At 71.3% G+C, this 20,650-nt stretch carries 14 protein-coding genes and 1 pseudogene; 9 read left to right on the forward strand and 6 right to left on the reverse strand.

The window, feature by feature from the left end; translation table 11 throughout:
• The first annotated feature begins 244 nt into the window (after positions 1-244).
• Both ACFV2X_RS00885 and ACFV2X_RS00890 read left to right on the forward strand, forming a co-directional pair.
• A complete protein-coding gene (locus ACFV2X_RS00885; RefSeq protein WP_385609713.1) occupies positions 245-4,681 on the forward strand; it encodes an HAD-IC family P-type ATPase in 4,437 nt (1,478 codons plus the stop codon).
• The gene (locus ACFV2X_RS00890) at positions 4,678-4,839 is read left to right on the forward strand and encodes a hypothetical protein (RefSeq protein WP_385609714.1); all 162 of its coding nucleotides are present in this window, start codon (positions 4,678-4,680) and stop codon (positions 4,837-4,839) included. The genes ACFV2X_RS00885 and ACFV2X_RS00890 overlap by 4 nt, the downstream gene beginning before the upstream one ends.
• Positions 4,840-4,884: 45 nt before the next feature.
• On the opposite strand, the gene ACFV2X_RS00895 is transcribed toward ACFV2X_RS00890, so the two are convergent.
• From ACFV2X_RS00895 to ACFV2X_RS00910, 4 genes are all read right to left on the reverse strand, one after another.
• Positions 4,885-5,904, reverse strand: a complete 1,020-nt coding sequence (locus tag ACFV2X_RS00895) for a PfkB family carbohydrate kinase (protein WP_385609716.1) — start codon at positions 5,902-5,904, stop codon at positions 4,885-4,887.
• Positions 5,901-7,394 carry a purine-cytosine permease family protein gene (locus ACFV2X_RS00900; RefSeq protein WP_385609718.1) on the reverse strand — a complete coding sequence of 498 codons (1,494 nt, stop codon included), beginning with the start codon at positions 7,392-7,394 and terminating at the stop codon, positions 5,901-5,903. Before ACFV2X_RS00900 ends, ACFV2X_RS00895 begins: the two co-directional genes overlap by 4 nt.
• A 64-nt stretch (positions 7,395-7,458) precedes the next feature.
• Positions 7,459-8,463, reverse strand: coding sequence for an ADP-ribosylglycohydrolase family protein (locus ACFV2X_RS00905; RefSeq protein WP_385609719.1), 1,005 nt, complete (start codon positions 8,461-8,463; stop codon positions 7,459-7,461).
• 58 nt (positions 8,464-8,521) lie between these two features.
• Entirely contained in the window at positions 8,522-9,238 is a 717-nt protein-coding gene (locus ACFV2X_RS00910) for a GntR family transcriptional regulator (protein WP_385609721.1), read from the reverse strand.
• Between the two features lie 229 nt (positions 9,239-9,467).
• On the opposite strand from ACFV2X_RS00910, the gene ACFV2X_RS00915 reads away from it, so the two are divergent.
• The 5 genes and pseudogenes from ACFV2X_RS00915 to ACFV2X_RS00935 all read left to right on the forward strand — a co-directional run bounded on the left by ACFV2X_RS00915 (position 9,468) and on the right by ACFV2X_RS00935 (position 16,915).
• Positions 9,468-10,949, forward strand: a complete 1,482-nt coding sequence (locus ACFV2X_RS00915) for a short-chain fatty acid transporter (protein WP_385609722.1) — start codon at positions 9,468-9,470, stop codon at positions 10,947-10,949.
• 158 nt (positions 10,950-11,107) lie between these two features.
• Positions 11,108-12,127, forward strand: coding sequence for a sporulation protein (locus ACFV2X_RS00920; RefSeq protein ID WP_385609724.1), 1,020 nt, complete (start codon positions 11,108-11,110; stop codon positions 12,125-12,127).
• A 280-nt stretch (positions 12,128-12,407) separates the two neighbouring features.
• Positions 12,408-12,860: pseudogene (locus ACFV2X_RS00925) on the forward strand (tellurite resistance TerB family protein); the annotation flags it as partial.
• Positions 12,861-12,965: 105 nt separating this feature from the next.
• The gene (locus ACFV2X_RS00930; protein WP_385610351.1) at positions 12,966-13,295 is read left to right on the forward strand and encodes an ArsR/SmtB family transcription factor; all 330 of its coding nucleotides are present in this window, start codon (positions 12,966-12,968) and stop codon (positions 13,293-13,295) included.
• A 245-nt stretch (positions 13,296-13,540) separates the two neighbouring features.
• The gene (locus tag ACFV2X_RS00935; RefSeq protein ID WP_385609725.1) at positions 13,541-16,915 is read left to right on the forward strand and encodes a pyruvate carboxylase; all 3,375 of its coding nucleotides are present in this window, start codon (positions 13,541-13,543) and stop codon (positions 16,913-16,915) included.
• A gap of 53 nt (positions 16,916-16,968) precedes the next feature.
• On the opposite strand, the gene ACFV2X_RS00940 is transcribed toward ACFV2X_RS00935, so the two are convergent.
• Positions 16,969-17,352 (reverse strand): winged helix-turn-helix transcriptional regulator, encoded by a 384-nt coding sequence (locus ACFV2X_RS00940; protein WP_385609727.1) that lies wholly within the window; start codon positions 17,350-17,352, stop codon positions 16,969-16,971.
• A 100-nt stretch (positions 17,353-17,452) separates the two neighbouring features.
• On the opposite strand from ACFV2X_RS00940, the gene ACFV2X_RS00945 reads away from it, so the two are divergent.
• Entirely contained in the window at positions 17,453-17,860 is a 408-nt protein-coding gene (locus ACFV2X_RS00945) for a RidA family protein (protein ID WP_385609728.1), read from the forward strand.
• Between the two features lie 368 nt (positions 17,861-18,228).
• Positions 18,229-19,473 (forward strand): MFS transporter, encoded by a 1,245-nt coding sequence (locus ACFV2X_RS00950; RefSeq protein ID WP_385609729.1) that lies wholly within the window; start codon positions 18,229-18,231, stop codon positions 19,471-19,473.
• Here the strand turns inward: ACFV2X_RS00950 and ACFV2X_RS00955 are convergent.
• Entirely contained in the window at positions 19,442-20,635 is a 1,194-nt protein-coding gene (locus ACFV2X_RS00955; RefSeq protein WP_385609730.1) for an ArgE/DapE family deacylase, read from the reverse strand. The genes ACFV2X_RS00950 and ACFV2X_RS00955 overlap by 32 nt on opposite strands.
• Between the last annotated feature and the right edge of the window lie 15 nt (positions 20,636-20,650).

Consider the following 20,650-nt stretch of genomic DNA (forward strand, 5'->3'; position numbering starts at 1 on the left):
GCCGGAGCGGCGATGTGCGCATACTGAGGGAATGAAGGGCGCCGCCCGTCGGGACGGTGCCGTGTCAGTGGCCACCAGTGGTGGAGGCCATGTGATCGTAAGCCTGCTTTCCGGGACCGTCCGGAGTGCCGCGGGGGCGGTGGCGGCAACTCCCGTAGTGCTCTCGGCACTCGGGCGGATGCTGACGCCGCGGACGCGTCGTATGTGGCAGGTTCCTGGTGGGGTGCAGATCGAGGTCCGGTACGTGCGACGGCCCGGAGCAGCCGAGTTCGCGCGTGGCTTGGAGGCCCGGCTGGGTGAGGTGCGCGGAGTGGGCCGCGTGGAGGTGAACGGGACGCTCGGCTGCGTGTTCGTCGGCTGCGAACCGGACGGAAGCGACCTGGGATCCGTCGTCCGCCTCGTTACGGAAGCCGAGGCGGAGGCCGAGGCCGCCGCCCGGGAGACGGCCCGTGGGGAGGTCGGGGGCAAGGCCGGCGCCGACAAGGCGCGGATCCCGCGCGCGGTCGGTTTCCCCGGTGGCCCCGAGGCGCAGGCCGGTGCCGCGGTCCAGGTCGCCGGGAGTCTGGTGGCCTTCGGCGTGGCGGTGGTGGGGCGGATCGCCAGGATCCCGGGTCTGCCACCGGCCGTACCGGCCCTGCTCGAGCTCACGGAGGCCACTCCGCGGCTGCATGATGCCGCCGCCCGCAAGCTGGGCGCGGCGGCTGCCGACGTCGGCTGGGCGACGGCGAACCTGATCACCACGACGCTGACATTCCGCCCGCTGGGCCCCGTCGTATCCGGTCTGCTGGCCGCCGTCCGGTACACGGAGGCGAAGGCCCGGCGCCAGGCGTGGCAGGACTGGGCGCTGCGGCTGGGCGGGCGCGACGGAGCGTACCGCCACGATGCCGCTCCGGCCCATGAGCGGCCGATGCCGCTGCCGCAGGGGCCGGCCGGGCGGTATGCGCATGCGGCCGTCCCGGCGGCATTGGCGGGTTACGGCGTCACGGGGACCCTGACCCGCAGCCGTGACCGGGCGCTGGCCTCGATGATCGCGGGGATCCCGAGAGCCGCCTGGTCCGGCCTTGAGACCTTCGCCGCGACGGTCGGCCAGTGCGCCTCCGATCGGGGAGCCCTCGTGCTGCGCCCGGAGGCGCTGCGTCGGCTCGACCGCATCGACACGGTCGTCCTCGACGCCCGTGTGCTGGCCACCGGTACATGGACGGTCGGCACGGTGGCGCCCCTGGCGCCTGGCGGGACCGCGGCCGCGGGTCCGGACCTCGATGAGATCCACGCCGTGATCCACGAGCTGATCGACGGCACCGACCCGGCACGGTCTCTGGAACAGGGTGGCTGGACGCTGCGGCCGCTCACCGAGCGCCAGGACGCGGAAGCGGAGCTGCCCGGAGAGGCGGCCGCCCTGGCCGAGGAGTGGGCCGAGCAGGGTGCGCGGGTGCTGCTGGTCGTCCGGGACGGCCGCCCCGTCGCGGTCGCGGGCCTGGTGCCGCAGTTGCAGCCGCTCGCCGAGCACCTGGTGCGCGCGGCGCGCGCATGCGGCCGGGTGGTGCTCGCGGGCGGTCCGCCCGGCCTGCACCGCCGCTTCGGACTGGACGAGGCCGTGCCCACCGGAGGCACCCGTACGGCGGCTCTGGTCCGCTCCCTCCAGGGCGAGGGCCGCGGTGTCGCCGTGGTCGCCACTCATACCGGACGCGCCCTGGCCCAGGCCGATCTGGGCATCGGGGTGTCCGGTGGTTTGCGCCGGGTGGCGTGGGACGCGGATGTCGCCGCGCCGCCCGATGTGGCGCATCTGCTGCTGACCGCTGTTCCGGACGCCCGCAGGCTGAGTCGGCTGTGTATCCGTATCGAAGCGGTCGGCGCTGTCGCGGGTGCGACGCTGGCCCTGGCCCTTCCCCGGCGTGGCGCCTGGGCGCGGGCCCGTGTCGTGAGCGACGGTACGGCCATCGCCGGAATCGGGACGGGTGTCTGGGCGGGATGGGCGCTGCGCGGCCATCCGGCCCCCGCCGCGGTAGAGCGGACGCCCTGGCATGCCATGACGGTACGTCAAGTGATCGCCCGGCTCGGCACATCGTCCCGGGGGCTCGACGAGGCCGAGGCCGGGCGGCGCCGTCGGTTCGACGGGCACGAGCGGCCGACCACCGCCGTCACCCTCGTCGGGAGGGTCGTGGAGGAGCTGGCCAACCCGCTCACGCCCATCCTCGCGATCGGCGGCGGCATCTCGGCGGCGCTCGGCTCCGTACTGGACGCGGTGCTCATCGGTGTCGTGCTCGCCGTCGACGCGCTGGTGGGCGGAGCCCAGCGGCTGGGCGCCGACCGCGCGGCGGAGCGGCTCGTCGAGGCGACCTCGGCCCGGGCCCGGCTGCGCAGGGCGGGCCGGCCCGGCCTCGCCGAGACATCCGCCGACCACCTGGTGAGCGGCGATGTCATCGAGCTGCGCGCCGGTGACGCGGTCCCGGCCGACTGCCGGGTGCTCGAGGCGACGGGCCTGGAGGTGGACGAATCAAGTCTCACCGGCGAATCCCAGCTCGTGCTGAAGACGCCCGCCCCGACCGCGGCGAGGGCGGTCGCGGACCGGCACTCCATGCTGTACCAGGGCACGACGGTGGCGGCAGGCAGCGCGCTCGCCGTCGTCGTCGCCACCGGAACCGCCACCGAGGCCGGCAGTGCCGCTCAGGCAGCCCCGGCGGGCGCGCTCCCGGAAAGCGGTGTGGAACACCGCCTGAACACTCTGGGCCACTGGTTCCTGCCCCTGTCCATCGCCTCGGGTGTCGCACTGTTCCTCGCCGACCTCACCCGCAGGCGGCCCCTGGGCGCGGCCCTGGGCTCGGCGGTCAGCCTGTGCGTCGCCGCCGTACCCGAAGGTCTGCCCTTCGTCGCCACCGTCGCGGAACTGGCCGCGGCCCGCCGGCTGTCCACCCGTAACACCCTGGTGCGCAGCGCCCCCACCATCGAAGCGCTCGGCCGCACCGATGTGCTGTGCTTCGACAAGACCGGCACGCTCACCGAAGGCAGAATCAGCCTCCAGCAGGTGTCCGACGGCCTCGAGCGGCGCACGCTCGACGCGCTCACCCCGCGGCTGCGGCGGATCGTCGCCACCGCGGCCCTCGCGGGACCCGTCGGCCCGACGTCGGCGCTCACCCACCCCACGGACCGTGCCATCGCCTCCGGGGCCGAGCGGGTCGGCGCCGCCCCGGCCCCGGAGGGGCGGGAGGCCGCGGACGGCTGGCAGCGGCTGGCGGAGCTGCCGTTCGAACCGGGGCGCGGATATCACGCCGTGCTCGGCCGGGCCGAGGGCCGGGCACGGCTGGTGGTCAAGGGCGCGCCCGAGGTCGTCCTGACCCGTTGCGTACAGGTCGGGCGCGACGACACCACCATGCCGTTCACCGAGAGGCTGCGGGAGGCGGTCGACCGGGACATCGACCGGCTGGCGCGCCGCGGGCTGCGGGTGCTGGTGGTCGCCGAACGCATCGGCCCGGACACCGTCGCCGCCACTCCCCCGGCCCTCGACGACACGGACGTCAAGGGGCTGCGGCTACTGGGCCTGCTGGGCCTTGCGGACCCGGTACGGGCCACCGCCGCCGAGAGCGTCCGCCGGCTGACCCGGGCCGGCGTACGGGTCGTCATGCTGACCGGGGACCACCCGAGCACCGCCGCCGCGATCGCCGGTGAGCTGCAGCCGGACGAGGGGCTGCGGATGATGACCGGAGTGGAGATGGACGCGCTCGACGACGCCGCCCTCGCCGAGGCGTTGCCGCGGATCTCGGTCTTCGCCCGGGTCACCCCCGCCCACAAGGTGCGCATCGTCACCACGCTGCGCTCGGTCGGCCGGGTGGTGGCCGTGACCGGCGACGGCGCCAACGACGCCCCCGCCATCCGGCTCGCCGACGTCGGGATCGCCATCGGCTCCCGGGCGACCCCCGCGGCGCGCACCGCCGCCGATGTGGTGGTCACCGACGACCGTATCGAGACCGTCGTCGATGCCATCGTGGAGGGACGCGCCATGTGGGCCTCGGTCCGCAAGGCGCTGGGCATCCTGCTCGGCGGCAACCTCGGGGAGATCGCCTTCGTCCTGGCGACCTCCACGTTCACCGGACGAAGCGCGCTCAACGCGCGCCAGTTGCTCCTCGTCAATCTCCTCACGGACATGCTGCCGGCCATGGCCATCGCCGCCCGTCCTCCGGCGGGCAGGGCCGAGAAACTGCTCGCCGAAGGCCCCGAGGTGTCCCTGGGCAGAGCCCTCACCCGGCACATCCGCCTGCGCGCCACCCTCACGGCGCTCGCCGCGGGCTGCGCGTGGGCCGTCGCCCGGGCGACCGGCACCAGGGCCCGCGCCGACACCGTCTCCCTGGTCGCGCTCGTCGCCTCCCAGCTGTTGCAGACCCTCGCCGACGCGGGCCGTGATCCCGTGGTCGCCCTCGCCGCCGTCGGATCCCTCGTGGCCCTCGGCCTGGTGGTCGCGCTCCCCGGCCTCAGCCACTTCTTCGGCAGCCGGCCCCTGGGCCCGGCGGGCTGGACGATCGGACTGGCAGCGGCGGCGGCCCCCGTCGTACTGCCCGCCGCGTGGCACTTCCTCACCGCTCGTGTGCGCTCCGACACGGGCGCCGGAATGACACCGACCGTTCACCTGGCAGCCCCTTGTACTCCATGCGTACGAAGCTCCGAGACCGCACAAAGGAGCGGTAAGTGAAGCATGCACAAGAAAGGGCTGCTGTCATGCCGCAGCTGTTCACCACCCTCCTCACCAAGGCCGCGGTCGCCGTACTCGAGGCGCTTCTCATGCGCCTGACCGTCCACCTCTGGAACACTTTCGCCCACCGCGGTCGCCCGATGACGGCCGCGGTCTGAGGCGCCGCTTCCGGCCTGAGGCACCGCTTCCAGAAGGACGCCGCGCTACCGCCGGAGCACCGAGGACAGCAGCGCGCCGGGCGGATCGCCGTCGAGGAAGTCGTAGAGCTCGTCGACGGTCGGTCCGGTGGCGGGGCCGTGCCGGGTGACCGCGAAGGCGGCCGCGGCGTTGGCGCCCTGTGCGGCGGCGATCGGGTCGAGCCCGTGACCGAGGAAGGCCAGGAAGGCTCCCGTATGGGCGTCGCCCGCGCCATTGCTGTCGACCGCGGTCACGCGGCGGCCGGGGAGGTGCAGCGGCTCGCCGCCGGGCGGGACCAGCCAGCAGCCGGCCGCGTCGGCCCGCAGGAGCACCCCGGTACGGGGGCCGAGCCGGGCGGCGAGCGCGGCCGCGCCCTCGTGGGCGTCGGCCAGGCCGGTCAGCAGCCTTCCCTCGCGCTGGTTGCAGCTGACCCAGTCGCAGCGCGCCAGGACGGGTGCCAGCACCTCCTGCGGAATCTGGTCGACCAGGGGGCCCGGGTCGAGGGAGACCCGGGTGTGCTCCGGCAGCCGCGCGACGAGCGAGGCCAGGATCGGGCCATTGACCGGGTAGGCGAGCCCGTATCCGGAGATCTGCACCATGTCGCCGGGGCGCAGCGCGGCGAGCACGGCCGTGGCATCGGCCTCTGTCAGCCGGGCCTCCGCGCCGAGGCTGGTGGCGAAGGTGCGCTCGCCTCCGTCGTCGACGAAGGCGACGCAGAATCCGGTGTCCGCCTCCGCGACCCGGTCCAGCACCATCTCGATGCCCTCCCCGGCGAGGTCCGCCCGCACCCGGTCGCCGAACGGCCCCGTTCCGTGGGCGCCCGCGTACAGGGTCGGCAGGCCCAGCCGGCGGGCCGCGGTGAGGACGTTGAATCCGCCGCCCGTGGTGAGGTTGGTGTCCTGGGACACGGTGTCGCCGCCGCGTTCGGGCAGTGCGGGCACACGCATCACCAGGTCGACGATGGCGTTGCCGACCAGGACCAGCCGGCCGCCCGTGGGCTCGCCGGGGACGCCGTCCCGGGCGCCGGGGTTCACGAGCCCGTTCATGAGATCTCCCGCGTGGCCGGGGCGGACAGGACCTGCTGCTGGGGACGCTGTCCGGCGGCTTCTTGGCGGACGGTGCCGTCCAGCCTGCGCAGCAGCGCGTAGACGGCGGCCGCGAGGGCCAGTGTCACGACCCAGCCAAGACCGTTGGAGCCGATCCAGCTGCGTGCGAGCGGCCCGGAGAACCATACGTCGGTCGGGCTGGTGCTCGCCTCCGTGAACAGCAGGCCCACCACGATGGCCATCGCCCAGGCGATCATCGCGGCCCAGGCGACCCCGCCCCGGAACCAGTAGCGGCTGGAGCGCCCGACGTCCATCAGGGCCGCGCTGTCATACGACCGGCGGACGATGAGGTCGACGGCGAAGACGCCCACCCAGGCGTTGATCGGCACGGCGAGAAGGGTGAGGAAGGTGATGAAGGGGCCGTAGAAGTCCTTGGCGATCAGGATGAAGTAGATCCCGCCCGCGAAGGTGACGATCACATCCAGGCCGACGGCGAGGGTGCGCCGGACCCGTATGCCCAGGGTGATCATGGTGAGTCCGGCCGAGTAGACGGACAGGTGGTTGGAGAGCAGCAGCCCGCCGAAGGCGGCGATCAGATACGGGATGGACATCCAGGTGGGCAGCATCGCGTTGATGGCCGAGACCGGATCGGAGGCGGACGCGAGGTCAGGCTCACCTGCCGCGAGCAGTGAGCCCAGCGAGATCAGCACGACCAGCGGAATACCGGCGCCGAACGCGGACGCGACCACGAGCCGCCCGCCGGGGATCCGCCGGGGCAGATAACGGGCGTAGTCGGCGCCGGTGTTGGCCCAGCCGATCCCGGTCCCGGCGGCGATCATGCCGACGCCCACGACCATCGCGCTCACCGGACCGGCCGGCGCGTGGCCCACCTTGCCCCAGTCGACGGTGGCCGCGAGAAAACCGATCACCACCAGGTTGAGCAGGCCGAAGACATAGCTGGCCCATCTGTTGATCCACATGATGGTTGCGTGTCCGAGGCCGCTGATCAGCAGGGTGCAGCCGATGAAGACCAGCAGACAGACCACGGTGAGCACGGTGTTCCGCCGGATACCGAAGGCAACGTCGAGCAGCGCCAGCAGGGCGAAGGCGGCCGTGGTGGTGTTGATGGTCTCCCAGCCCAGCCGGCTCATCCAGGTGACCAGCGTGGGACCCGCGTTGCCACGGACCCCGAACACCGCCCGGGACAGCGTGAGGGCGGGCGCCCCGCCCCGCTTGCCGGCGATGCTGAGCGCGCCCACCAGGGCGAAGGAGCCGAAGGACCCGAGCACGGCCACGACGGCCGCCTGCCAGATGTTCAGACCGCGGAAGCTGACCAGAGCCGCGCCGAGCGGCAGGCCGAGGATGCTGATGTTCGCGGCGAACCAGGTCCAGAACATCTGTCCGGCGTGGCCGTGGCGCTCGGTGTCCGGAACCGGCTCGATGCCACGGGTCTCCACGGAGCCGACGCGGTCATTCTCTGAAGCCGCCATGGTGGTACCTGTCTTTCTGTACGGGGGGCGCTCCGGTGCGGGTGGATGGGCGGGCGCGTGTTCATCAGGCCGGGCCGGCGCGCAGCGCGAGCAGGGCGGTGGCCAGCGGTTCCAGGTCGAGGCCGTTGACCGAGCGCAGGGTGGCGAGGGCATCGGCGGGCAGTCCCGAGGCCCCGCCGATGGCTCCGGCGATGGCGCCCGCGATGGCGCCGATGGTGTCGCAGTCACCGCCGAGGTTGGCCGCCAGCAGACACGCCCGCCAGGGGGAGCCCTCGGCGAGGGCCAGTACGGCGAAGGCCGCGGGGACCGACTCCTGGCTGGCGACGCTGGTGCCGACCAGGTCGCAGACGCGGTCCAGGGCCTGGTCCTCGGGCAGACCGCGGACCAGGTCCACGGCCCAGCGGATACGGGCGGCGATATCGGCACCGGCGACCCAGTGGCCGCGCTCGGCGCCGGCCTCGGCCGCCGTGATCGCCGCGGCGAAGGCGTCCTCCAGGTCTCCGCCGTCGATGCCCCGGCTGACGGCCGCCGCCACGGCGGCCGCGGAGGCGATGCCGATGCCGGTGTCATGGGTGACCTGGCAGGCCGCCGCCACCCGGTCGATGAAGGGTTCCAACGGCGTGGCGGGGAAGGCGACCCCGACCGGGGTGATCCGCATGGCCGCGCCGTTGGTGGCCCCGGACTTGCCCGCTTCCTCCGGCGGTACGCCGCGGGACACGGCCTCCAGGGCGGCCTTGGTGGAGGGACCGAGCAGATCGAAGGAGCCCTTGGCCTTCATGGCACGCTCCCACTCCAGGAGTTCATGCGCGAGCCGCCGCGGGTCGACGCGCCCGCCGTCCTCGGTCAGCAGGCGGCCGACGATGAGGGCCTGGTCGGTGTCGTCCGTGACCGAACCGGCGGGCATTCCGGCACTCACCGGATTGTCCGCCGGACCGGCTTCAAAGCCGGTGACGGTGGAGAACCGGGCGGTGATCGACCGCCGGGACATGATCTGGGTGGGCATGCCCAGGGCGTCACCCATGGCCAGGCCGTACAGGGCGCCGAGCGCGCGGTCGTGCTGGTGGTTCATGCGGGGCTTTCTGTCGGTGTGCGGGGTGCGTCGGGCGCGCCGTGGGGCACGGGCCGGCTCACTGGGGCGGTTCGCCGAAGCCGAGGTGCAGTTGGAAGCGGCCGGGGTCCAGCAGGCTGGTCACCTGCTCGACGATCCGGCCGTCCGCTCCGCGGCTGACCCGGCGGGTGTTGAGCCAGACCTCTCCCTCCGGGCGGCGGAGCAGTGTCGCCTCTTCGGCGGCCAGGGGCCGCACGGACGCCCACTCGTCGCCATGTGTGGCCTTCAGTCCGGCCGCGGCCAGGGTCTTGGTCAGCGAGTCGTCGAGGAGCCCGCGGACCGGGACGTCGCCCAGCGCCGGGACCAGCGGAACCCTGCTGCGCTCCAGCGAGACAGGAGTGCCCTCGGGCAGCACGCGCAACCGGTCAAGCGCCATGAACTCGCTGCTCTCCAGCCCCAGGTCCGCCGCCAGTCCGGGATCGCGCACCGCTTCGAGACGGAGCACCTCCGTGGTGATCCGGGCGCCCTGGTCGGCCAGGGCCCTGGTCCATCCCAAGCTGTTGTCCAGCAGGCTGCCGTCGAAGGCGACGAACGAGCCGACGCCCGCGTGCGTGGAGATCAGCCCTTGTTTGCTGAGCTCGTCCAACGCCTGGCGAACCGTGGTCCGGCTGACCGCGAAGCGCCGGGTGAGCGCGTGTTCGCCGGGCAGCCTGCTGCCCGGTTCCAGAACGCCGCTGTGGATCTCACGGGCCAGAACGCGGGCGATGCGCTGATGCTTGAGGACCTGTTTAGGCATGTCTGGAAGCTAGCCATACATGTCCAGTCCTGTCTAGTGCCAGTTTTTCCTTCCGTCGTTGCCGGTGATCGAGTTGCCGGTGATCGAGTTGCCGGTGATCGAGTTGCCGGTGATCGATAGGGAGGCTCCACATGGTGTGGCGGCAACCGGTGTGCGATCTCCCCATTGCCTCGTTCACCGGCTCCCCATGAGGATCTTGCGCACCCTGCCCCGCGATCAGGAGATGCGTATGCCCACGAACCCCCTCAAGACGTCGGAAGCAGAGGCGAGCCGCGAGGAAACCTGGCTTGCCCGGCTGGCGTTGCGGTTCACCCGCTTCTCCGAGAAGTGGCTGCCCGATGCCCTCGGCTTCGTCCTGATCGGCACCTTCGTGGTCCTCGCCCTGGGGCTCGCCTCCGGGGAGAGCCTGCTGGGCAAGCCGAGCGACCCGGAAGCGACCAGCGGCTTCGGCCTCGTGGACGCATGGGGCAAGGGTTTCTGGTCACTTATCGAGTTCACCCTGCAGATGGCGATCATCGTCATCGCGGGCTACGCGGTCGCGGTCTCGCCGCCGGTCGCCCGTCTCATCGCCCGGCTCGCCGCCGTGCCCAAAACGCCGCGCGGCGCCATCCCGTTCACCGCCGCCGTCGCCATGGCCACCTCGTATGTGAACTGGGCCTTCAGCCTCGTCTTCACCGCCATCCTCGCCAAGGAGATCGCCCGCCGACTGCCCGGAGTCGACTACCGCGCGATCGGGGCCATGGCCTTCCTCGGCCTCGGCACCGTATGGGCCCAGGGCCTGTCGGGATCGGCCGCGCTACAGGTGGCCAGCGCGGTGTCCAGCCCCGCCGCCGTGCAGAAGATCATCGCCGAGGGGCGCGGTGGCAGCGGGGTCATTCCGCTGACCGACACCATCTTCCTCTGGCAGGGCATCGTGGCCACGTTGGTCGTCTTCGCGGTTGCGGTCACCATGGCGTGGTTCCTGGCCCCGTCACCGGAGCGCGCGATGACCGCGGAGCGCCTCGGTATCGACCTCGGTCCCGCGCTCCGTACGAAGAGCCCGGACTCCCGGCGCAGCCGCCCCGGCGAGTGGGTCGAGTTCAGTCCAACCTTCACGATCGCGCTCTTCGTACTGGGCCTGTGGTATCTGGTCCGCCACTTCACCCAGGCCAAGGGCAATGCGCTCAACGCGCTCGATCTGAACACCGTCAACCTGATTCTGATCCTGCTGGCCCTCATCCTGCACTGGCGGCCCGTACACCTCGCCCGCGCCTTCCGGGAGGGAGCACCTGCCGCCTCGGGCGTGTTGCTGCAATTCCCCTTGTACGGCGGCATCTTCGGGATGATCGCCTTCACCGGACTGCACCAGACCATCGCCGACTGGCTGGTGTCGGTGTCGAACGAATACCTCTACCCGGCCCTCATCGGCGTCTACAGCTGTGTGCTCGGGGTGTTCGTACCCAGTGGCGGTGGCAAGTGGGTGGTCGAGGCGCCCTACGTCCTCGGGGCGGCCAACGAACTCCACGTCAACCAGGGGTGGATGGTCGTGGTGTACGACCTCGGCGAGGCCAGCGCCAATCTGCTCCAGCCGTTCTGGATGCTTCCCACCCTCGCCATCCTCGGTCTGAAGGCGCGCGACATCATGGGCTACACCTTCGCCATGTTCCTCGCGCTGTTTCCCACGGTGCTCGTCCTCGTGACGCTGCTCGCTCAGACCCTGACCTTTCCCTGACGGACCAGCGCGATCGGCGCCAAGTGGCCCGTCTGGCGCAACTTTTCGGACTTTCCATGAGCAGTCGCCGGGATGCCGCCTCATCGAGGTGGATCGCCTCTATGCTTCTACATGCGTGTAGATCAGAACACAACATGTACGAAGGAGTGAACGCCGCGATGGTGTTCAAGCGACTGCTCGGCTCGCTCGGTGTCGGCGGCCCCACCGTGGACACGGTCCTGGAAGGCGGGCCGGTGCGTCCCGGTGGTCCGCTGAGCGGGCAGGTCCATCTCAAGGGCGGATCCTCGGACTTCGAGATCGAGCAGATCACCCTGGAACTGGTGGCCCGGGTCGAGGCCGAGCACGAGGACGGGGAGCACGAGGGCGTCGTCACCTTCGACCGCTTCACGGTCGGCGGCGGGTTCCGGCTCGCCGAGGGAGAGCACCGCAGCGTGCCGTTCTCCGTCCACATCCCGTGGGAGACCCCCGTCACCGAGCTGTACGGGCAGCCGCTGGGCGTCGTCATGGGGGTGCGCACCGAGCTCGAGGTGAAGGGCGCCAAGGACAAGGGCGACCTGGACCAGCTGACCGTGGGCCCACTGCCCGCACAGGAAGCCGTCCTGGAGGCGTTCGGGCAGCTCGGCTTCGGCTTCAAGTCGGCCGATCTGGAGCTGGGCCACATCGGCGGCACCGGCCAGACACTGCCGTTCTACCAGGAGATCGAGCTCGCCCCCGCCCCGCAGTACGCGCACGCGGTCAACGAGATCGAGGTCACCTTCCTCGCCCACCCCGGCGGCATGGAGGTGGTCCTGGAGGCCGACAAGCGCGGCGGGCTCTTCTCCGGCGGCCACGACGCCCTCAACCGCTTCACCGTCAGCCACGACGGAGTCGAACACCGCGACTGGAACGCGGAGGTCGACGCCTGGGTCCGGCAGCTGGTCGACAGCCACGCATCGCACGGCCGGCACGGCGCGCCCTACGGGCAGGGTTACGCCCACCACGACGGATACGGCGGATACGGACACGACGGCCACGACGGCCACGGGCACGACGGGCATCGCCGCTCAGGGCCGGGCACCGGCGCGGTGGTTGCGGGCGTCGCGGCCGGGGTCGCGGTTGGTGTCGTCGGCGGCATCGTGGCCGCCGAGGTCGTGGACGAGATCGGCGACGCCTTCGAGGACGAGGAAGAGGACGACTGAGCCGACCGAGGGCCACACCGTCATCGGCGGCGCCGACGGCAACGTCGACATGACCGTGTGACCCGAGGAGCAGCCAGGAACCGGAGGGGGCGTACGCGCGCCCCCGCTACGCCCCCTCCCCCACCTCTGAAGGTCCGCACCGGGCCGCACCGACGCCGGCCCCGGACATCCGGCTACGATCGACTCACCCTCCGCTACGGCTTCCTTTCCGGTAGCTCTCTACATACCTGTAGATTCTGTTTCTTCCTCATATGGCGGAAGTACTGGCAAGGAGATACGGATGGCGCTGTGGGACCGCATCAAGGACTCGGCCCAGACGATGCAGGCCCAGCTCACGGCGAAGAAGAACGAGTTGCAGAGCGGGGCGTTCCGGGACGCGAGCATGGCGATGTGCGCCCTGGTGGCGGCGGCGGACGGCACGATCGACCCGTCCGAGCGACAACGCGTCGCCCAGCTCATCACCACCAACGACGTGCTCCAGCACTTCCCGCCGGACGATCTGCATCACCGCTTCGAGGAACACCTCGACAAGCTCACCGAGGACTTCCCCCTCGGCAAGGTGAGCGCCATGAAGGAGATCGGCAAGGCGCGGAGGAAGCCCGCGGAGGCACGAGCCGTCATCCAGATCGGCATCGTCATCGGCTGCGCCGACGGCTACTTCGACGACAGCGAACGGGCCGTCGTCCGCGAGGTCTGCACGGCCCTGGACATCCCGCCGGCCGAGTTCGACCTGCACCGCGCTCTCCGCGCTCCCCGCCGATACCGAGCCCTGGACGAACTCCCCCAGGTGGCGGACGACCGGCTGTCTCCGCGAGCGGACTCCGGTACGGCACAGGCGGTGCGCCCCGAGGCCGCCATACCGGACGACGACCTTCAGGTCTTTCTCAAGGCACTGGCCAGCACGACGCGTCAGAAGCTCTATTCGCACTTCGCGGACGGGGAGGAGCTGACCGTCGGCGAGGTGGCCGAGCGTGCCGGACTCGGCCCGTCGACCACCTCCGAGCACCTTGCCGTCCTCCGACGCGGAGGTCTGCTCCAGTCAACGCGTACCGGCAAGCTGGTCCGCTACCGGGCCGACCAAGAGGGCATCGCCGAACTGCTCGATCAGCTCCATTCCTACCTGCTCTCCCCTTCGGAACCGCAGGACACTCGCGCTTCCCAGAGCTAGCGGCGAGCGCCCACGGGAACACCTCCGGCGGCACCGGGTGCCATATGCGGGGCGAATGACGGTCGCTTTAGGCCCGTCGGCGCGCCCCAATTTCACCCGATTTCATAGCCTCTGTAACGCATATTCCCTGCAATCGAGCGCGCCGCGTCCCTTTTCATTGGCACCTGGTGCCACTAACGTTCACATCGCTTCCAGGGTGCGATGAAGAGCCGATCGACGGCCCGACCGAACAAGGGGGGACAGCGATGTTCCGGAAGATCCTCGTTGCCAACCGTGGTGAAATCGCGATTCGGGCGTTCCGAGCCGGCTATGAGCTGGGCGCGAAGACCGTCGCCGTGTTCCCGTACGAAGACCGCAACTCGTTGCACCGGCTGAAAGCCGATGAGGCGTACGAGATCGGTGAACCGGGGCATCCGGTACGGGCCTATCTGTCCGTGGAGGAGATCGTCCGCGCGGCGCGAGCGGCGGGCGCGGACGCGGTCTACCCCGGGTACGGATTCCTGTCCGAGAACCCCGACCTCGCGCGTGCGTGCGAGGAGGCGGGCATCACGTTTGTCGGCCCTGACGCGCGGATCCTGGAGCTGACCGGGAACAAGGCGCGGGCGGTGGCCGCGGCCCGTGCGGCCGGAGTCCCGGTGCTCGGCTCCTCACAGCCCTCCACCGATGTGGACGAACTGGTCCGGGCCGCGGAGGAGCTCGGCTTCCCGGTCTTCGTCAAGGCCGTGGCCGGCGGTGGCGGACGCGGTATGCGGCGGGTCGAGGACCGGAGGACGCTGCGCGAGTCCATCGAGGCGGCATCCCGCGAGGCCGCCTCCGCGTTCGGCGACCCGACCGTCTTCCTGGAGAAGGCCGTCGTCGAGCCCCGCCACATCGAGGTGCAGATCCTCGCCGACGCGCAGGGCAACGTCATGCACCTCTTCGAGCGTGACTGTTCGGTGCAGCGCCGGCACCAGAAGGTGATCGAGCTGGCGCCCGCGCCCAATCTCGACCCGGAGCTCCGGGCGCGGATCTGCGACGACGCGGTGAAGTTCGCCCGGCAGATCGGCTACCGCAACGCGGGCACGGTGGAGTTCCTGCTCGACCGTGCCGGGAACCACGTGTTCATCGAGATGAACCCGCGGATCCAGGTCGAGCACACGGTGACCGAGGAGGTCACCGATGTCGACCTGGTGCAGTCACAGCTGAGGATCGCCTCCGGTCAGACGCTGGCCGATCTCGGTCTCTCGCAGGAGACCGTCACGCTGCGCGGTGCCGCGTTGCAGTGCCGGATCACCACCGAGGACCCGGCCAACGGTTTCCGCCCGGACGTCGGCATGATCAGCGCGTACCGCTCGCCGGGCGGCTCGGGCATCCGCCTGGACGGCGGCACCGCCCACGCCGGTACGGAGATCAGCGCGCACTTCGACTCGATGCTGGTCAAGCTGACCTGCCGGGGCCGGGACTTCGACACCGCGGTCGGCCGCGCCCGGCGTGCCGTGGCCGAGTTCCGCATCCGCGGGGTGGCCACGAACATCCCGTTCCTCCAGGCCGTGCTGGACGATCCGGACTTCAGGGCCGGGCGGGTCACCACGTCGTTCATCGAGCAGCGGCCGCACCTGCTGACCGCACGGCACTCCGCCGACCGCGGTACGAAGCTGCTCACCTACCTCGCCGACGTCACGGTGAACAGGCCCCACGGCGAGCGGCCGGCGCTGCTCGACCCGACCACCAAGCTGCCGCTGACCCCCGCCACCGAGCCGCCTGCCGGCTCCCGGCAGAGGCTCACCGAACTCGGTCCGGAGGGCTTCGCGCGGTGGCTGCGCGACTCGCCGACCATCGGGGTGACCGACACCACCTTCCGTGACGCCCATCAGTCGCTGCTGGCCACCCGCGTACGGACGAAGGACCTGCTCGCGGTGGCCCCGGTGGTGGCACGGACGCTGCCGCAGCTGCTGTCGTTGGAGTGCTGGGGCGGCGCCACCTACGACGTCGCACTCCGCTTCCTCGCCGAGGACCCCTGGGAGCGCCTGGCCCAGCTGCGCGAGGCGGTGCCGAACATCTGCCTGCAGATGCTGCTGCGCGGCCGCAACACCGTCGGCTACACCCCGTACCCGACCGAGGTGACGGACGCCTTCGTCGAAGAGGCCACGAACACCGGTATCGACATCTTCCGGATCTTCGACGCCCTCAACGACGTCGGGCAGATGCGCCCCGCCATCGACGCCGTACGGAACACCGGCACCGCGATCGCCGAGGTCGCGCTGTGCTATACCGCCGATCTCTCCGACCCGTCGGAGAAGCTGTACACCCTCGACTACTACCTGAGGCTGGCCGAGCAGATCGTGGCCGCCGGCGCGCACATCCTGGCCGTCAAGGACATGGCCGGGCTGCTGCGCGCCCCGGCCGCGGCCAAGCTGGTGTCCGCGCTGCGCCGGGAGTTCGACCTGCCGGTGCACCTGCACACCCACGACACCGCCGGCGGCCAGCTCGCCACCTATCTCGCGGCGGTCCAGGCCGGTGCGGACGCGGTGGACGGGGCGGTGGCCTCCATGGCGGGCACCACCAGCCAGCCGTCGCTGTCGGCGATCGTGGCCGCCACCGACCACTCCGACCGGCCCACCGGTCTTGACCTCCAGGCCGTCGGCGACCTGGAGCCGTACTGGGAGACCGTACGCGCCGTCTACGCCCCGTTCGAGGCCGGTCTGGCCTCGCCGACCGGGCGCGTCTACCGCCACGAGATCCCCGGCGGACAGCTGTCCAATCTGCGCACCCAGGCCATCGCGCTCGGCCTCGGCGACCGCTTCGAGGAGGTCGAGGCGGTGTACGCCGCCGCCGACCGGATGCTCGGCCACCTGGTGAAGGTCACCCCCTCGTCGAAGGTGGTCGGCGACCTCGCACTGCACCTGGTCGGGGCCGGCGTGGCGCCGGAGGACTTCGAGGCCGAGCCGAACAAGTACGACATCCCCGACTCGGTCATCGGCTTTCTCCGCGGCGATCTCGGCACCCCGCCCGGCGGCTGGCCGGAGCCGTTCCGTACCAAGGCGCTGCAGGGCCGCCCGGACCCCAAGCCGACCCCCGGGCTGTCCGCCGAGGACCGTGAACTGCTGGAGAAGGACCGGCGCGCGACGCTGAACCGGCTGCTGTTCCCCGGGCCGACCAGGGACTTCGCCACCCACCGCCAGAACTACGGCGACACCAGCCTGCTGGCCAGCAAGGACTTCTTCTACGGGCTGCGCCCGGGCAAGGAGTACGCCGTGGACCTCGAGCCCGGTGTCCGGCTGCTCATCGAGCTCGAAGCGATCGGCGAGGCCGACGAACGCGGTATGCGCACCGTGATGTCCTCGCTCAACGGCCAGCTGCGGCCGATCCAGGTGCGGGACACCTCCGTGGCGTCCGACATCCCGGCGACTCAGAAAGCCGACAAGGCCAACCCTGGCCATGTCGCGGCCCCCTTCGCCGGCGTCGTCACGCTCACGGTGGCCGAAGGGGACACGGTCGAGGCCGGTGCCACCGTGGCCACCATCGAGGCGATGAAGATGGAGGCCACCATCACCGCCCCCAAGGCGGGGAAGGTGTCCCGGCTCGCGATCAGCCGGGTCCAGCAGGTCGAGGGCGGTGACCTGCTCGTCGAGCTCAGCTAGAGCCGCCCCCGAGCGCGCCTCGAAGGCGCCCCGGGATGCGTCGTGACCGCCCGTCAGCCGTCAAAGCGGTGGCGGGCGGTCTCAATGTGGCCGAGGTACTGGTGAGTCCAGGCACACATCGCATCGACCGTCGCCCGCAGGGCTCGGCCCGGTTCGGTGAGGGTGTACTCGACCCGCGGCGGGACGGTGGGGTACACCGTCCGCTCGACCAGGCCGTTGTGCTCCAGCATGCGCAGGTTCTGGGTGAGCATCTTGTGGCTGATGCCCTCGACCTCGTTCCGCAGCTCGCTGAAGCGCAGGGTGCGCTCACCGAGCATCTCGATGATCAGGAACGCCCATTTGTTGGCGACGTCCGAGAAGATCTCCCGCGCCAGGGAATCCGCGCGCCTCAGGTCCGCTTCGTCGAGCGAACTGCCCTTGAACTGCTTGGTCACCATAAGGTTCCTCAGTCACCGAAAAGTGCGTTCTTCCACGTCAGCGGCCACTCTCCTACAGTTCCTGAGTAACCACAAGAGAGCAAGCAAGGAGACTGGCAGCATGGCCATCACCCTGGTGAACCCCGACGGACTGCCCAAGATCGATGTCTACCGGCAGGTGTCGATCGCATCCGGGTCGAAGCAGGTCTTCATCGCCGGGCAGGTCGCCTGGGACGCCGAGGGGAACACGGTCGGCGAGGGCGACCTCACCGCGCAGGTCGAGCAGTGCTACCTCAATATCGGCACCGCCCTCGCCGGGGTCGGCGGCTCCTTCGACGATGTGGCGAAACTGACCGTCTACGTCGTCGACTGGACGCCCGACAAGATGCCCGCGCTCCTGGAGGGGATCTCTCGGGCGGCCGCGAAGCTGGGCGTCACCCCGACCCCGCCGGCCACGCTGTTGGGCGTTGCGGCACTGGACGTACCCGACCATCTCGTCGAGATCGAAGCCACCGCGATCCTCGACTGACAGCGCCCTGCCCTGCGGCGCCGTCACCTCGGCCGGGCTCGCCGACGTAAACGGCCATACCAGGGCGTACGGTGAGGGTTCACCGGACCAGGGTCCGGTGAACCCTCAAGTCCTGTTACCGTCATCCCAGTCGCTCGGTCCCGCCTTGGCCCGGGCCCGGTATTTCTCCTCCGCCTGGTGTTCGGGGTGGCGGCGAGGGCGCGTGTCCCGTCCTTCCGCAGTCATGGACGTCCTTGGCGGGCCACGGGTCGCACCAATTTTTCTTCGCAGTGTTCTTCTTCGCACTGTTTTCTTCGCACCCCGGCGGGGTGCCAGGCGCCGGCGACCTGAGATGGCCCGCCCCGCCCGGCGGCGACGAAGGACTCCTCATGTCGTCCGACGCGTCCGGCTACCGTCCGCTGCTGCGTACCCCCGGTGCCGCCGCTTTCTTCCTTGCCGCCGCCGTGGGCCGCGTCGGCATCGCCATGACCGGCCTCGGTCTGGTCTGGCTGGTACACGCCCGCACCGGCTCGTACGGCACCGCCGGCCTGGCCACCGCCGGGTTCGCCCTGGCCGAGGCGCTGATCGGCCCCTGTCTGGCGCGTCTGGTCGACCGGTTCGGCCAGACCCGCGTTCTGCCGTTCTCGCTGCTCGCCCACGGCACCGCCATCGTCGGCGTCCTGGCCGCCACCTCCTCGACCGGACTCATCGCCGCCGCCGTCTGCGCCGGCGCGGCAGTCCCCCAGCTCGGAGCTCTCTCCGCAGCCCGCTGGGTCCATCTGCTGCGCGAGGAGCGGACCGGCGAACTGCCCACCGCCTTCTCCCTGGAATCGTTGGCCAACGCCACCGCCTTCCTCCTCGGGCCCGTCGTGGTCACCGCGCTCGGTGCGGCCGACGACACGGCCCTGGCCACCGCCATCGCCGCGGCCCTGATCCTGGGCGGAGGAGGCGCCCTGGCCGCCCAGCGCCGCACCGCACCCCGGCCCGCCCGCGGGCAGACCACCGAAAGCACCGAGAGCACCAAAAGCACCGAGAGCATCAAGAACACCGAACGGACGCTGCTGCGGCCGGACTTCCTCCTCCTCGCCCTGCTCAACCTGGCCATCGGGCTCTACTTCGGCACCATGGGCGTCTCGGTGAGCGCCTTCGCTATCGGACACGGCATGCCCGAGGCAGCCGCGCCGATCACCGCAGCCGCCAGCCTCAGCGGACTGCTCTCCGGCTGGCTCTACGGACTGCGTCGGCACCGCGCCCCGGCACATCTCCAACTCATCGTCGCCACCGGGTACCTGGCAGGCACAGGGCTGCTGCTTCCCCTCGCACCATCCGCGATCTGGCTCGGCGCAGCCGTGGTGGTCACGGAGGCGGCGGTGCCGCCGACGCTCGTCCTGCTGAACGTCCTCACCGAGAAGTCCGTCCACCCGACGGTCCTCACGGAGGCGTTCACCTGGAACAACTCGGCCGGCGCGGCGGGTTCGGCGCTTGCGGCGTCCCTCGCCGGCAGCACTGCCGACAGCCTGGGCGCGTCCGCCGCCTTCGCGCTGGCCCCGGCGGCCGGGCTGGTCCTCCTCGTCCTCTCCGTCACCGCTCGGAAGCTGGGGCTCAGGAACAGAAGTCGGCGATGGTGTGGGTGAGGATGTCGGTGAGGCGGTCCAGCGAGGCGAGGTCGACGTACTCGGTGGCCGCGTGGGCGCCCGCGCCGTCGACGCCGAAGAGCAGGCAGGGGATGCCCGCGCGGTCCAGCAGGGCGCAGTCGGTCCAGAACGGCTCGGCGCGCACCACGGGCGGATGGCCGAGGGCCTGTTCGGCGTGGCGGGTGAGGGTGCGGACGATGGGCGCGTCGGGGTCGGCTTGGAAGGGTTCGCGGTGCAGACCGGGGGTCAGCCGGTAGCGGAAGTCGGGGACGGTGGCGGCGAGGTGGTCGAGGACGTCGGTCAGTTCCCGCTCGACGGTGTCGGCGCTCTCACCGGGGACCGTGCGGCGCTCCAGGGTGATGCGGCAGTGCGCCGGGTAGGTGGAGGGTTCCTGGCCACCGTGGATGACGGAGGCGTGGACGGTGCCGGCGCCCAGGAGGGGGTGTGCCGGGCCCTGTGCGAGGCGCCGTCCCAGTTCCTCCAGCGCGACCAGGAAGTGGCCGGCCTTGGCGATGGCGTCGATGCCGAGCTCGGGGCGCGAACCGTGGGCGGCACGGCCTTCGATCTCCACGTCGTACCAGGCGAAGCCCTTGTGGGCGAGGGTCAGTTGGAGATGGCTCGGCTCGGTGACGATCGCCGCGTCGGCGGTGAAGGACTCCAGCACCTCCGCGGTGCCGTGGCTGCCGTGCTCCTCGTCGGCGACGCAGGCGACGATCACGTCGCCGCGCAGCGGACCCTGGGCGGTGGCGCGCGCGGCGGCGGCCATCATGGCGGCGATGCCGCCCTTCATGTCGAAGGCGCCGCGGCCGTGCATCTTGCCGTCGTGGATCCGCGGATCGAGCGGATCGCCGTCGTAGTCGGCGAGGCTGACGGTGTCGAGGTGGCCACCCAGCATGAGCGAACGGCCGCCGCCGGTGCCGCGGGCGATCGCGACGAGTGAGGGCCGGCCGGGGCGCTTTTCGAGGCTGTGGACCTCGAAGCCGCGGGCGGCCAGCCATTGGCTGCAGAAATCGGCGATGACGGTCTCGCCGGCCCCGCCGGGGACGAGGTCCGGGTTGACGGAGTCGATGGAGATCAGCCTGGCCAGCAGACGGCCGGGCTCCGGGTCCAGGGTGTCGGGAGCCGCTGTAGCCGGTGGAGTTGAGGGGGTCTCGGGGAGCATGAGGGCCTTCCGACG

The sequence above is a fragment of the Streptomyces sp. NPDC059679 genome, assembly GCF_042734105.1.
In the GTDB taxonomy this organism is placed as follows: domain Bacteria; phylum Actinomycetota; class Actinomycetes; order Streptomycetales; family Streptomycetaceae; genus Streptomyces.